Genomic DNA, 13,554 nt, shown 5'->3' with positions numbered 1-13,554 from the left:
GCCCACATTGTGGCAAACGACTCGGCCGGTGGCGACACCGCCACACTCCTTTACGCTGGTCAGCAATGACCGAGAACGCACCAGGCCTCCCCCTCGCCGCCTGGTTGGCCGATCTCCCCGACGACCGGCTCATCCGGCTGCTGGAGTTGCGGCCCGACCTGACCCAACCGCCACCGGGGTCGATCGCTGCGCTGGCGGCCCGCGCACAGGCCCGCCAGTCGGTCAAGGCCGCCACCGACGACCTCGACTTTCTGCGGCTCGCCGTGCTCGACGCGCTGCTGGTGCTGCACGCCGACACGACCGCCGTTCCGGTCACCAAACTGTTGGAGCTCATCGGCGACCGAGCCCCCGAAGCGGCCGTCGCCGAGGCCGTCGACGACCTGGGCGACCGTGGGCTGGTGTGGGGTGAGGCGGCGGTCCGGGTGGCGGGCGAAGCCGTCGCGGCCTTGCCGTGGTATCCGGGACAGGCCACGGTCGAAGACAACGCGGCGGACCCACAGGACATCGCGGCCCGACTGGAGGCGCTCGACGAGGCGCAGTCCGAGCTGTTGCAGAAGTTGCTCGAGGGCTCGCCCGTGGGCCGCACCCGCGACGCCGCGCCCGGCACGCCGCCGGATCGCCCGGTGCAGCGGCTGCTGGCAGCCGGGCTGCTGCGCCAGGTCGATGCGGACACCGTGATCCTGCCGCGGCTCGTCGGCCAGGTGTTGCGCGGTGAACTGCCGGGTCCACTGCAGCTGACCGAACCCGACCCGGTGGTGTCCACGACGACGGCGGCCGACGCCGACGCGGTGGCCGCGGGCGCCGCGCTCGACCTTCTTCGGGAAGTCGAGGTGGTTCTCGAAACACTCAGCGCCACACCGGTTCCCGAGTTGCGCAGCGGCGGTCTCGGCGTGCGTGACGTCAAACGGCTGACCAAGGCCACCGGCATCGACGATCGCCGCCTGGGGCTGATCCTCGAAGTGACCGCGGGCGCAGGCCTCATCTCGGCGGGCATGCCCGAACCCGAACCCGAAGCCGGTGACGGCCCGTACTGGGCGCCGACGGTCTCATCCGACCGGTTCGTCGAATCACCGACAGCGGTCAAATGGCATCTGCTTGCGACAACCTGGCTGGAGCTGCCCGGGCGGCCGAGCCTGGTCGGCAACCGCGGTCCTGACGGCAAACCCTATGCGGCGCTGTCGGATTCGCTGTTCTCCACCGCCGCTCCGCTGGACAGGCGACTTCTCCTGGAGGTGCTGGCAAGCCTGCCTCCCGGCGCGGGTGTCGACGCAGCCGAAGCGTCGCGGGCGATGATCTGGCGCAGGCCGCGCTGGGGGCCCCGGTTGCAGCCGGGGCCGGTCGGAGACCTGCTGACCGAGGCGCATGCGCTGGGCCTGGTGGGCCGTGGTGCGCTCGCCACCCCGGCTCGCACATTGCTCGCCGACGCTTCACCCGACGACGTGGTCAAGGCGATGGACAAGGTGCTGCCCACGCCGATCGACCATTTCCTGTTGCAGGCCGACCTCACGGTGGTCGTTCCCGGCCCGCTGCAGCGAGACCTGGCCGAACAACTGGCCGCGGTGGCGAGCGTGGAATCGGCGGGCGCGGCGATGGTGTACCGGATCAGCGAGCCGTCGATCCGCCGGGCGCTCGACACCGGCCGCACCGCGGGCGAACTGCACGCCTTCTTCGAACGCTACTCGAAAACGCCTGTGCCGCAAGGCCTGACGTATCTGATCGACGATGTCGCCCGCAGGCATGGTCAGTTGCGTGTCGGCATGGCGGCGTCGTTCGTGCGGTGCGAGGACGCGGCGCTGCTCGCGCAGGCGGTGGGCGCACCGGCGACGGAGTCGCTGGAGATGCGCCTGCTCGCGCCCACCGTCGCGGTGTCGCAGGCGCCGATCGCCGACGTGCTCGCGGCGCTGCGACAGGCCGGCTTCGCGCCGGCGGCCGAGGACTCGACCGGCACGATCGTCGACATCCGCGCCCGCGGCGCGCGGGTACCCGCCCCGGCGGGGCGACGGCGCAGCTACCGACTCGCCCCCGCTCCCACCAGCCAGACGCTTGGCGCGATCGTCGCCGTGCTGCGCAAGGTGGCCGCCATGCCGTCGGCGTATCAGCGACTCGACCCGGCCGTCGCCATCACCCAGTTGCAGGATGCGGCCATTGCGCAGGCCTCCGTCGTGATCGGTTACGTCGATCCCGCCGGAGTGGCGACCCAGCGTGTCGTCGCGCCGATCAACGTGCGGGGCGGGCAGCTGACGGCTTACGACCCGGCGTCGGGGCGGGTCCGCGATTTCGCGATCCACCGCATCACCTCCGTGGTAGCCACCGACGAGTCGTAGCGCACCGCGCACCGTCGCGAGCGACCGCGGAATGCCCAGCTCGGCCGGTGTGTCGGCGGGCAGACACGGTCGCTCGCGGGTGGGGCGTCCGGGGGTTCTGGATAATGGACGGAATGACCGACGGCCCCCTGATCGTGCAGTCCGACAAGACGGTGCTGCTCGAGGTCGACCATGAGCAGGCGGGGGCGGCGCGTGCCGCGATCGCCCCGTTCGCCGAACTCGAGCGTGCGCCCGAACACATCCACACCTACCGGATAACCCCGCTGGCGCTGTGGAACGCGCGTGCCGCGGGTCACGACGCCGAACAGGTCGTCGACGCGCTGGTGTCGTTCTCCCGCTACGCGGTGCCCCAGCCGCTGCTGGTCGACATCGTCGACACCATGGCCCGATACGGGCGTCTGCAACTGGTCAAGCATCCGGCTCACGGGCTGACCCTGGTCAGCCTGGACCGCGCGGTGCTCGAGGAGGTGCTGCGCAACAAGAAGATCGCGCCGATGCTGGGCGCGCGCATCGATGACGATACCGTCCTGGTGCACAACAGTGAGCGCGGCCGGGTCAAGCAGATGCTGCTCAAGATCGGTTGGCCAGCTGAGGATCTCGCGGGCTACGTCGACGGCGAAAAGCATCCGATCAGCCTCGCGGAGAACGGCTGGCACCTTCGCGACTACCAGCAGATGGCCACCGAGTCGTTCTGGGAGGGTGGATCCGGGGTCGTCGTGCTGCCGTGCGGTGCGGGCAAGACGCTCGTCGGCGCCGCCGCGATGGCGAAGGCCTCGGCGACCACGCTGATCCTGGTGACCAACACCGTCGCCGGGCGGCAGTGGAAGCGGGAGCTGATCAACCGGACCTCGCTCACCGAGAACGAAATCGGCGAATACTCCGGCGAGCGCAAGGAAATCCGCCCGGTGACCATCGCCACCTATCAGGTGATCACGCGTCGCACCAAGGGCGAATACCGGCACCTGGAGTTGTTCGACAGCCGCGACTGGGGGCTGATCATCTACGACGAGGTACACCTGTTGCCCGCACCGGTGTTCCGGATGACGGCCGATCTTCAGTCGCGTCGTCGACTCGGCTTGACCGCCACCCTGATTCGCGAGGACGGCCGTGAGGGTGACGTGTTCTCGTTGATCGGGCCGAAGCGCTACGACGCGCCGTGGAAGGACATCGAGGCGCAGGGTTGGATCGCGCCCGCCGAGTGCGTCGAGGTGCGGGTCACGATGACCGACAACGAGCGCATGCTGTATGCGACGGCCGAACCCGACGAGCGCTACAAGCTGTGCTCGACGGCGCACACCAAGATCGCGGTGGTCAAGTCGATCCTCGACAAGCACAAGGGTGAGCAGACGTTGGTGATCGGCGCCTACCTCGACCAGCTCGAGGAACTCGGCCGAGAGCTCGACGCGCCGGTCATCCAGGGCTCCACGAAAACCGCGGAGCGCGAGGTGCTTTTCGATCAGTTTCGGCGCGGTGAGATCTCGACGCTGGTGGTGTCGAAGGTCGCCAACTTCTCGATAGATTTGCCGGAAGCCAGTGTGGCCGTGCAGGTTTCGGGGACCTTCGGATCCCGCCAGGAAGAGGCGCAGCGGCTGGGCCGGCTGCTGCGGCCCAAGGCCGACGGCGGCGGCGCGATCTTCTACTCTGTGGTGTCCCGCGACAGCCTCGACGCCGAATACGCCGCGCACCGTCAACGATTCCTCGCCGAGCAGGGCTACGGCTACGTCATCAAGGACGCCGACGACCTGTTGGGCCCCGCCATCTAGAGTCGCGGCGGGTTCGCCCTAGACATGCGGGCCCACCGGATTCGACACCGTCAGCAAGATCGCGGAGTCCTCGATCGCCTGCAGGCCGTGCCGGTCCTTCGGCACGACGAGGTGGTCGCCTTCGGAGCCTTCCCAGTTGGCCGATGAGTGGGTCAGCCGTACCCGGCCGTGCAGAACCTGCAGCGTGGCTTCCCCGTTCGTCTCGTGCTCGGCCAGCTCGGAGCCGCCGGTCAACGCGATCAGCGTCTGACGCAGCGAATGCTCGTGGCCGCCGTAGACCGTGTGCGCGCTGCGTCCGCTACTGGCGGCGCGGGCCGTCTCGAGTTGCTCACGTGCGAGCGCGGTCAGCGAGGTCTTGTTCATTGCGGGCTTCCTGTCGAGGGCTGGTCGATTTTCGCAATTCAGCAGAGATGCCAATCTTAGTGACGGCGCATCCGCCGCAAGCGGCCGCATCGGGACCGTCGTAAATCAGCGCCCCAGGCCGTGAGGCGCTAGCCTGCTTACCCATGACCAGACGCCGTCGCGCCATGTCCGTCCAGGCGGTCAAGTTCGGACTCGTCGGCGTCGCCGTCGGCCTGGGCGCCCTGACTTCGGCCGGGTTGGCCAGTGCGGACCCCGAGGTCCCGCCCGTTCCCGGGACGCCCGGGGCGCCGCCGGCGCCGGGCCAGCCCTACGCCGCACCGGTGGCCCCGGGCGACCCGCCGCCCGCGCCTCCGCCCGTCGGCGCGCCCCCCGTTCCCGAGATTCCGAACGCGCAGTACGGGCAGGGTTCGAGTCCGGGTCCGCTCGGTTTCCTCCGCGATGCCTGGCGCCAGGCCCAAGACCCGTATGGGTTCGCCCAGCTGCCGCCGGGCCAGGCGCCGGTCGGTGCCCCGCCACCGCCCAGCGCGGGACCCGCACCGCAGTTACCGCCGGGATACACCTCGCTGAACGCCCCCGACTCCAACGGCCCGCCGGTTGCGCCGCCGGCCGAAGGCGGTCCACCGCTGCCGCCCGGCTACTACCCACTGGACGGCCCACCGCCGCCCGGGTACTACGACACTCCCCCGCCCAACCCGGCGGTTCCACCCGAGGGTCCGATTCCGCCGACGCCGTGATCAGGCATATGCCGTAGTGCCTCAGCTCAGGGCGGGAATCACCTGCTTTTCGAACAGTTCGATACCCGAGCGGTCGTACGCGGCTTCCGGGAAGTAAAGGATGGCGTACTCACAGCCAAGCTCGCGCATCGTCTCCAATTTCTCGACGACCTGTTCTGGTGTGCCGCTTGCCGATTCGGGCGCGGACACGGAGTTCAGCATTGCGTCGACCGCTGCCTCATCGGCTCTGGTGACCTGACGGGCGCGCAGCCTCGCGATGCGTTCCTTGACGTCGGACTCCGAATCGCCGATCACCGCGTTGAAGTTCGCCGAGCGCACGATCGCGTTGTAGTCGGCGCCGACGTCACGGCAGTGGTCCGCCAGCACCTGTGACTTGTGGGTGAAACCGCCTGGCTCGCAAGTGAAGTTCGTGTACTGGGCGTACTTCGCCGCGATGCGCAGCGTCACCTTCTCCCCGCCGCCGGCGATCCACAGCGGAATCCCGTTCTCCTGCAGGGGCTTCGGCTGCACAATCGCTCCGGCGACTTGATAGTGCTTGCCGTCGAAGGTGACCGTTCCGTCGCGCCAGGCGTCGCGCATGATCTGCACGCCCTCGTCGAGGCGCCCCAACCGCACCCCGGCCGTGGGGAATCCGTAACCGTAAGCCCGCCACTCGTGTTCGTACCAGCCGCCGCCGATGCCCATCTGGATGCGGCCCCCGGAGATGATGTCGGCGGTCGCGGCGACCTTGGCCAGATAGACAGGGTTGCGGTAGCTCATCGCCGTGCACATCTGGCCGAGCTTGATGCGCGAGGTCGTCGCGGCATAAGCGGCCATCAGCGTCCACGCCTCGTGAGTGGCCTCCGCAGTGGGCACCGGAACGGTGTGGAAGTGGTCGTAAACCCACAGAGAATCCCACGCGTCGCTGCCGTCGGCGTACACGGCGAGATCGCGCATCACCGCCCACTGCTCTGCCGGAGGAATGTCGATCAGGTCCAGTCGCCACCCCTGCGGGATGAACAGTCCGAAGCGCATGGCACCCGACTCTAGGCCTACCTGGGGCCGGAAGGGCAGCAGGTCGGAAGAGCGCGTCGGTCGCGGTGTGCGGCCGCGGGACGCGGCTTCGTTACCGCATTGCCGCCAGGGCGCGAAAGGCATCAGTTAGCTGCGCTCACCATGAGTCCCGTACTGGGCGTTAACGTCTCGCGACGAAGAAGGGGCGGGCGTCTTGAGCGCCGAAGGCCGCTCGGGAAGCTCGACACGCTTCGCCGACCCCCGATTTCTGTTGTATGGTGTGGCTCACATAGAGCGGAACGTGTGACGTGAGACACAGGAATGAGGAGGCGGTCGTGGGTCGTGACCCGATCGACGGGTTCAAGGCGCATCCCGTGCGTCCCGGCGGCGCGGTGCATGTTCGGTGGTTCACTGTTCTGCTACTGGCGGTCATCGCGATCGCCGCGATAGCGGGAATCGTCAGCACGGCAGCGATGGGCCAGACGCCCGTCGCGATCGCCATCGGCATCGTCACGATGGCGTTCTTCTCCAGAGTCGGGGCCTGAGGCTCGATCCCGGAATTCTGTCGGAGGCCGGCGTTAGCCTGACGTCATGGCCCTGTCGAAAGACGAACGCGAACAATTTCTGGCCGAACCCCATGTCGCCGCATTGTCGGTCGGTGCGGGTGACAAGCGTGGCCCGCTGACGGTTCCCGTCTGGTACCAGTACTCGCCCGGCGGTGACGCGTGGGTGCTCACCGGCGACGGCTCTCGTAAGCACCGACTCATCGAGAGCCAGGGCGAGTTCACGCTGATGGTCCAGCGCCTCGAGCCGACGGTCCGGTACGTGGCGGTCGACGGTCCGGTCAGCCGCATCGAACCCGGCACCGACGAGCGACTCGTCGAAGTCACCAAACGCTATCTGCCACCCGAGAAGGTCGACGCGTACCTGGAATACGCCCGCCGCGAGCACGGCGACAGCGTGGTGATCTTCATGAAGCCGCGGCACTGGCTGTCGGCCGATCTAGGGGCTCTCTAACGCGGTTCGAAAAGCGCGGCGACGGCGGGCAGGCTCACCTTGAGTGCCGGATTGCGTGGCAGTTCGTCGACGACCGCGAATGCCACCGGGACGTTGTACACCGGCAACGACCGGCGAACCAGGTCGGCGAGCTCATCATCGGAGGGCACCGGCAGCCCCCGCGACACTTCGATGGCCGCGACCGGCACCTCGCCCAGGCGTGCGTCGCGCACACCGACCACACACGCGTCGCGGACGGCTGGATGCGAGATCAATACGCGCCGAACGGTTTCCGGGAGAATCTTGAACCCACCCCGATTGATCGCGCCGTCGGCCCTTCCGTGCAAGGTGACGAAGCCGTCGGCGTCGATCGAGGCGATGTCGGTGGTGCGGATCCAGTCCGGTCCGATCGGCGCGACCTTGGCCTCCAACAGGCCATGCTCGCCGGCGGCAAGCTCGCCCCCGGTCTCCGGGTCGACGATGCGCAACTCGACGTCGGGCAGGGCCCTGCCGACGCTGTTGCGTTTCACCGAGCCGAATTCACGTTGCATCTCCGGAGTCCACGCGCACAGCGAGCCCGCGAATTCCGTTGCGCCGTAGGCCAGCACAATCGGAATGCCGTACTTGGCCTCGAACTCGTCGCGGGTCTCGGGATCCAGCGGTCCCGACGCGCTGATGAGGAAGTCCAGCGACGCGAGATCTTCCTTGGCGACGTCGGCGTCGAGCAGTATCCGGATGACGGCGGGCTGCACACCCGAACGCGTGATGCGGTGCCGCTTCACCAGATCCACGTAGTCGGCGACGCTGAACCGCTCGAGCATCGCGATGCGCCTGCCGTTGTAAACCCCGGCGATCAGTTGGCACACCCCGATGCCGCCGAACTGCCAATAGGCGAGCTCCGGCGGGGCCTCGGCCGGTGCGGCCTCCCCGCTGGTGACGCTGAAGACCGTACGCTCGAGCACCGCGGTCTTGATCGACTGCCGCTTCGGTGGCCCCGTCGTGCCACTGGTCAAGATCTGCAGTGCCACACCGGGTTCGGCCTCAGCATGGGTACGTTGGGGAGAGCGGCGTTCCAGACCTGGCACTGCGGTCACGGTCGGATGACGCCCCGATATCGACAGACCCGCACTGCCGGCCTGGCGTGCGGCGTCGACAACCGGCGCGGTCCAGTCCTCGGCGTCGGCGACGATCGCCGACAAGCCGAGCGTTTCGATGTCGCGGCCGATGGACTCCGGCGACTGGAACGAATAGATCATCGACACCGTGCGCCCCGCGGCGAGGAATCCGACGATCGCCGCCGCGTGCGGCAGGCGGTTCCTGACCACGAGGCCGACGGGGGCGTCGTCGGCGACCCCGGCGTCTCGTAGCGCCTGCGCGATGACACGGCCATACGCCGTCACCTCGGCGCCGCTGTACCAGCGTCCTTCGAACTCGATACAGGGGTTGTCGCCGTAGCGGGCCAGCCCGGCCGCGAATTCGGCGGTGAAGCTTTCCGACACGGCGCCAATCTAGCGAATCACGCGTACAGGGACGTTCTTCCAGCCGATCACGTTGGTCATGTGCACACGGGTGCACCGGTCGTAGTCGACCTCGTACCGCGGCATGAAGGCGAGCAGTTTCTCCAGCGCGATCGCGCTCTCCGTCCGGGCGAGCGCCGCGCCGAGGCAGCTGTGGATGCCGTATCCGAGGCCGAGGTTTTGCGCTTCCGTGCGGTTGCGGTCGATGTCGAAGGTATCGGCGTCGGTCCACGCCTCGGGGTCCCGGTTGGCCGAGGCCAGCATCAGAAACACCGGCTTGCCCGCCGGGATCGTCACACCGTGCAGCGTGACGTCACGCATCGAGCGGCGGACGTCGTACTGCACCGAATTGTCATACCGCAGCAGTTCTTCGACCGCCGCGGGGATCTTCCCTGGGTCGTCGATCAGCTTGGCCCACTGCTCGGGGTGGTGGGCGAACAAGTACACCGCACTGGCGAGCAGCTTCGTCACGGTCTCGGCGCCCGCTCCGCCCAATTGCTGTGCAAACCCGACGATTTCGATGTCGGTTAGATGAGACGTGGTGCCGTCGTCGCGCGTGATCTCCGCGTCGATCAGCAAGGTGAACAGATCGTCGCGCGGATGCGCCCGGTGCTGTCGGACGCAGTCGTAGTAGTACGCCACCGATTCGGCGACCGCCTGTTTGCCCGCCTCGTCGGTTTCGATCTGGCCGGGCTCGCGGCGCATCGACGCGTCGGTCCACAGACGCGCGTGCTGCACGTGATCGTCGGGCACCCCGAGCCACGTCGTGATCACCTCGACGGGGAACGGCGCGGTGAAGTCGCGGACGATGTCGAACTCGTCTCCGTCGATGGCACCCAGGTACTTGTCGATGATCGCGGTGATCCGAGGTCGCTGCGCCTGGATCGCCCGCGGGGTGAACAGTTTGTTCAACACGCTGCGCATGTGCCGGTGTTCGGGCGGGTCCATGAACTGCAGCAGCCGAACGTCTGGTGGCGGTCCGCCTGCCCGCACCATCGACAGGTCGACTCCGTAGGCCGACGAGTACGTCGCGGGATCCTTGAACGCGGCGGCGACGTCGGCGTGCCGGGTCAGCGCGTAGAAGTCGTACTGCTCGCTGTAGTAGACAGGCGCTTCCGTTCGCATCCACCGATAGGCCTCATAAGGGTCGTCGAAGAACGCCTGCGAGAACGGGTCGAACACCAGCGTCGACTGCGCCATGCCCGGACAGTACGCCCGTCAAAGCGGCGAGCGCTCACGCTTGTACGAATCCTCCGGCGGAAACCGTACAAGGGTGAGCGCTCGGCCCCATTTGAGTCAGGTCAGCGACGCCGGCGGGTTGAACCGCTCGCCGTACTTGGCAGCGAGCTCCTTGGCACGGGCCACGAAGGCCTCCTTGCCGACCCCGCCGGGACCCTGGTAGCCGACGATGAACTGCGCCGAACCACCGGTGTACGGCGGGAATCCGATACCCATGATCGAGCCGATGTTCGCGTCGGCGGTCGAGGTGAGCACGCCCTCGTCGAGGCACTTCTGGGTCTCCAGCGCCTCGGCGAACAGCATGCGATCGATCATGTCCTGCAACGGGATCGAGGTGCTGCCCGAGTTGAACGTGTCGGCCAGCCCCGGCCACAGCCCGACGCGCTTGCCGTCGGCGTACTCGTAGAAACCGGCACCCTTCAGCCGCGACGGACGGCCGATCTCGATCATCTTCTCGACGACCGCCTCGGCCGGGTGCGGCTCGTAGGTGCCGCCCGTGCTCTCCACACCCTTGCGGGTGGCGACGGCGATCTTGTGCATCAGCTCGAGGTTGAGCTCGTCGGACAACTGCAGCGGTGGGGCCGGGTAGCCCGCCTGCGAGCCGGCCTGTTCGATGCTTGCCGGCGCGATGCCCTCGCCGAGCATCGCCAGCGCCTCGTTGACGAACGTGCCGATGACGCGGCTGGTGAAGAAGCCGCGGCTGTCGTTCACCACGATCGGCGTCTTGCCGATGGCCAGCGTGTAGTCGAACACCCGGGCCAGCGCCTCGTCGGAGGTCTTCTCGCCCTTGATGATCTCCACCAGCGGCATCTTGTCGACCGGCGAGAAGAAGTGGATGCCGATGAAGTCCTCCTGACGCTTCACGCCGGTCGCCAGACCGGTGATCGGCAGCGTCGAGGTGTTCGACCCCAACAGCGCGTTGGGCTCGACGATGTCCTCGATCTCCTGGAACACCTTGTGCTTGAGGTCCTGGTCCTCGAAGACGGCCTCGATCACGAAGTCGACGCCCTTGAGGTCCTTCGGGTCCGCCGTGGGCGTGATCCGGGCCAGCAGCGCGTCGGACTTCTCCTGGGTGGTCTTGCCCCGCTCGAGCGCCTTGGCCTCGAGCTTCTCGGAGTAGCCCTTACCCTTCTGGGCCGCTTCGATGCTGACGTCTTTGAGCACGACGTCGAAGCCGGCCCTGGCCGACACGTAGGCGATACCCGCGCCCATCATGCCCGCGCCCAGCACCCCGATCTTGTTGATCTTGACCGGCTCGATACCGTCGGGTCGCGACGCGCCGCCGTTGATGGCCTGCAGGTCGAAGAAGAACGCCTGGATCATGTTCTTGGCGGTCTGCCCGGTCACCAGCTGGGTGAAGTAACGGCTCTCGATGCGGCTCGCGGTGTCGAAGTCGACCTGCGCACCCTCGACGGCCGCGTCGAGGATCGCCCGCGGCGCAGGCATCGGCGCACCCTTGAGTTGCTTTTTCAGCAGCGCCGGGAACGACGGCAGGATGCTCGCCAGGCCAGGCGATGTCGGCGTGCCGCCGGGCATCTTGTAGCCCTTGGCATCCCACGGCTGGGTGTGGCTATCCGGATTGGCCTTGATCCACGCCTTGGCGGCCGGCACCAGTTCCTCGACCGACGACACGAGTTCGTCGACCAGGCCGACCTCCTTGGCCTTGCCGGGCTTGAACCGAGTGCCCTGGCTCAGCACCTCCATGAAGGCCTTCTGGATGCCGAACATCCGCACGCTGCGGGCGACACCGCCGCCGCCGGGCAGCAGGCCCAGCGTCACTTCGGGGAAGCCGACGACGGCGCCCTTCACGTCGGCGATGATCCGGTGGTGGCAGGCCAGCGCGATCTCCAGGCCGCCGCCGAGCGCGGCCCCGTTGATGGCCGCCACGACCGGCTTGCCCAGCGTTTCGAGCTTGCGCAGGTCGGCCTTGATCGCCTCCGGGGTGGCGAACGCCTCGGCCGCGTTGTCCGGGCCGAGGTTGATCATGCCCTTGAGGTCACCGCCGGCGAAGAAGGTCTTCTTCGCGCTGGTGATGACGACGCCGGTGATCGAATCCTTGTCCGCGACAAGGCGTTCGACCGCGTTGTGCATCGACTCGGTGTAGTGCTCGTTCATCACGTTGGCCGAGCCGGTCGGGTCGTCCAGCGTCAGGGTGACGATGCCGTCGGCATCCTTATCCCACTGAATGGTGTTCTCTGCCATGTCTATTCCTTAAACCCGCGCTCAAACTCGTTCGATGATGGTGGCCACGCCCATGCCGCCGCCGATGCACAGCGTGATCAGCGCACGCCGCGCATTGCGACGCTCGAGCTCGTCGACCATGGTTCCGGTGATCATGGCGCCGGTGGCGCCCAGCGGGTGGCCCATCGCGATGGCGCCACCGTTGACGTTGAGCTTCTCGTCGGGGATGTCGAGGTCCTTCTGGAACTTCAGCACCACCGAGGCGAACGCCTCGTTCAGCTCGAACAGGTCGATGTCGTCGACCGTGAGGCCGGCGCGGTCGAGCACCTTGCGGGTGGCCGGCGTCGGGCCCGTGAGCATGATGACCGGATCGGCGCCGCTGGTGGCGGTGGCCACGATGCGCGCCCGCGGCGTCAGGCCCTGCGACGTCCCCGCGCTTTCACTGCCGACGAGCACCAGCGCGGCGCCGTCGACGATGCCCGAACTGTTGCCGCCGGTGTGGACGTGGTTGATCTTCTCCACGAAGTGATACTTCTGCAGCGCCACGTCGTCGAACCCGCCCATCGCGCCGACGCCGTCGAACGCGGTCTTGAGCTGGCCGAGGCCCTCCAGCGTGGTGTCGGGGCGCATGTGCTCGTCGTGGTCGAGAATGACCAGTCCGTTCTGGTCCTTCACCGGCACGACCGACTTGGCGAAGTAACCGCCCGACCACGCCGCGGCGGCCTTCTCCTGGCTGCGCAGCGCGTAGCGGTCGACGTCCTCGCGGGAGAAGCCCTCGATCGTGGCGATCAGGTCGGCGCCGATGCCCTGCGGGACGAAGCCGATGCGGTAGTTCGTCTCGGGGTCGCTGGCCCACGCGCCGCCGTCGGAGCCCATCGGGACGCGGCTCATCGACTCGACGCCGCCCGCGAGCACCAAGTCGTCCCAGCCGGAGCGCACTTTCTGGGCGGCGGTGTTGACGGCCTCCAGACCCGAGGCGCAGAACCGGTTGAGCTGGAACCCGCCGGTGGTCTCGGGCAGGTTGGCCACCAGCGCTGCGGTCCGGGCGATGTCGCCGCCCTGGTCGCCGACGGGCGACACGCACCCGAGGATGACGTCGCTGATCAGCGTCTCGTCGAGGTCGGGGTAGCGGCTGCGGATCTCCTCGATCAGGCCGACGACCAGGTTGACCGGCTTGACCTCGTTGAGCGCGCCGTTCTTGTTCTTGCCGCGGGGCGTACGAATCGCCTCGTAGATGAAGGCTTCTTCAGACATGAAGATATTTCCTGTTCAGATTGGGTTGCGGGGATGCCTGTCCATCCGGACGGTAGTCCTCTGCCCCGCAGCCTAACAGCCTCGGCCAACCTGTTGGTTGGGCAGCCTCGTCCCGCCGAACGTGGGTTACCGACACACGATCCGCCTCGCGAATTGCGTGCCGGTAACCCACGTTCGCCGCAGCACTACG

At 67.8% G+C, this 13,554-nt stretch carries 11 protein-coding genes; 5 read left to right on the top strand and 6 right to left on the bottom strand.

Annotation, left to right across the window (positions count from 1 at the left end):
• Positions 1–65 precede the first annotated feature (65 nt).
• Positions 66–2,324 (top strand): helicase-associated domain-containing protein, encoded by a 2,259-nt coding sequence (locus AU198_RS11055; protein WP_064348117.1) that lies wholly within the window; start codon positions 66–68, stop codon positions 2,322–2,324.
• A 113-nt stretch (positions 2,325–2,437) separates the two neighbouring features.
• Positions 2,438–4,087: a DNA repair helicase XPB gene (locus AU198_RS11050; protein WP_064348227.1), complete on the top strand. Its 1,650-nt coding sequence runs from the start codon at positions 2,438–2,440 to the stop codon at positions 4,085–4,087.
• A gap of 18 nt (positions 4,088–4,105) precedes the next feature.
• Here AU198_RS11050 and AU198_RS11045 read toward each other — a convergent pair whose 3' ends face one another.
• A complete protein-coding gene (locus tag AU198_RS11045) occupies positions 4,106–4,450 on the bottom strand; it encodes a cupin domain-containing protein (protein ID WP_064348116.1) in 345 nt (114 codons plus the stop codon).
• Positions 4,451–4,593: 143 nt separating this feature from the next.
• Between AU198_RS11045 and AU198_RS11040 the strand changes: the two genes are divergently transcribed.
• Positions 4,594–5,184 carry a hypothetical protein gene (locus tag AU198_RS11040; RefSeq protein ID WP_064348115.1) on the top strand — a complete coding sequence of 197 codons (591 nt, stop codon included), beginning with the start codon at positions 4,594–4,596 and terminating at the stop codon, positions 5,182–5,184.
• A 21-nt stretch (positions 5,185–5,205) separates the two neighbouring features.
• Here the strand turns inward: AU198_RS11040 and AU198_RS11035 are convergent, their stop codons facing one another.
• Complete coding sequence (locus AU198_RS11035) at positions 5,206–6,198, bottom strand: LLM class F420-dependent oxidoreductase (protein WP_064348114.1); 993 nt, start codon at positions 6,196–6,198, stop codon at positions 5,206–5,208.
• A gap of 314 nt (positions 6,199–6,512) precedes the next feature.
• Between AU198_RS11035 and AU198_RS11030 the strand changes: the two genes are divergently transcribed.
• Together AU198_RS11030 and AU198_RS11025 are read left to right on the top strand one after the other, a co-directional pair.
• The gene (locus AU198_RS11030; RefSeq protein ID WP_064348113.1) at positions 6,513–6,722 is read left to right on the top strand and encodes a hypothetical protein; all 210 of its coding nucleotides are present in this window, start codon (positions 6,513–6,515) and stop codon (positions 6,720–6,722) included.
• Between the two features lie 46 nt (positions 6,723–6,768).
• On the top strand, positions 6,769–7,194 hold the full coding sequence (locus AU198_RS11025; RefSeq protein WP_064348112.1) for a pyridoxamine 5'-phosphate oxidase family protein: 426 nt from the start codon (positions 6,769–6,771) through the stop codon (positions 7,192–7,194).
• On the opposite strand, the gene AU198_RS11020 is transcribed toward AU198_RS11025, so the two are convergent.
• From AU198_RS11020 to AU198_RS11005, 4 genes are all read right to left on the bottom strand, one after another.
• A complete protein-coding gene (locus tag AU198_RS11020; RefSeq protein WP_082690958.1) occupies positions 7,191–8,672 on the bottom strand; it encodes a class I adenylate-forming enzyme family protein in 1,482 nt (493 codons plus the stop codon). The two genes, AU198_RS11025 and AU198_RS11020, sit on opposite strands and share 4 nt — an antisense overlap.
• A 9-nt stretch (positions 8,673–8,681) precedes the next feature.
• Complete coding sequence (locus tag AU198_RS11015) at positions 8,682–9,890, bottom strand: cytochrome P450 (protein ID WP_064348110.1); 1,209 nt, start codon at positions 9,888–9,890, stop codon at positions 8,682–8,684.
• Between the two features lie 96 nt (positions 9,891–9,986).
• Positions 9,987–12,131 (bottom strand): 3-hydroxyacyl-CoA dehydrogenase NAD-binding domain-containing protein, encoded by a 2,145-nt coding sequence (locus tag AU198_RS11010; RefSeq protein ID WP_064348109.1) that lies wholly within the window; start codon positions 12,129–12,131, stop codon positions 9,987–9,989.
• Between the two features lie 21 nt (positions 12,132–12,152).
• Positions 12,153–13,364 carry an acetyl-CoA C-acetyltransferase gene (locus AU198_RS11005; protein ID WP_064348108.1) on the bottom strand — a complete coding sequence of 404 codons (1,212 nt, stop codon included), beginning with the start codon at positions 13,362–13,364 and terminating at the stop codon, positions 12,153–12,155.
• Positions 13,365–13,554 lie beyond the last annotated feature (190 nt).

The organism is Mycobacterium sp. GA-1199, from assembly GCF_001500045.1.
Classification (GTDB): Bacteria; Actinomycetota; Actinomycetes; order Mycobacteriales; family Mycobacteriaceae; genus Mycobacterium.
Note: the sequence above shows the minus strand (reverse complement) of the source record. Positions and strands in the feature narration are given on the sequence as shown.

Excerpts from the sequence above, each read along its gene's own strand:
- AU198_RS11055 (WP_064348117.1), top strand. The coding sequence starts at position 66 with ATGACCGAGAACGCACCAGGCCTCCCCCTCGCCGCCTGGTTGGCCGAT.
- AU198_RS11050 (WP_064348227.1), top strand. The coding sequence starts at position 2,438 with ATGACCGACGGCCCCCTGATCGTGCAGTCCGACAAGACGGTGCTGCTC.
- AU198_RS11045 (WP_064348116.1), bottom strand. The coding sequence starts at position 4,450 with ATGAACAAGACCTCGCTGACCGCGCTCGCACGTGAGCAACTCGAGACG.
- AU198_RS11040 (WP_064348115.1), top strand. The coding sequence starts at position 4,594 with ATGACCAGACGCCGTCGCGCCATGTCCGTCCAGGCGGTCAAGTTCGGA.
- AU198_RS11035 (WP_064348114.1), bottom strand. The coding sequence starts at position 6,198 with ATGCGCTTCGGACTGTTCATCCCGCAGGGGTGGCGACTGGACCTGATC.
- AU198_RS11025 (WP_064348112.1), top strand. The coding sequence starts at position 6,769 with ATGGCCCTGTCGAAAGACGAACGCGAACAATTTCTGGCCGAACCCCAT.
- AU198_RS11015 (WP_064348110.1), bottom strand. The coding sequence starts at position 9,890 with ATGGCGCAGTCGACGCTGGTGTTCGACCCGTTCTCGCAGGCGTTCTTC.
- AU198_RS11010 (WP_064348109.1), bottom strand. The coding sequence starts at position 12,131 with ATGGCAGAGAACACCATTCAGTGGGATAAGGATGCCGACGGCATCGTC.
- AU198_RS11005 (WP_064348108.1), bottom strand. The coding sequence starts at position 13,364 with ATGTCTGAAGAAGCCTTCATCTACGAGGCGATTCGTACGCCCCGCGGC.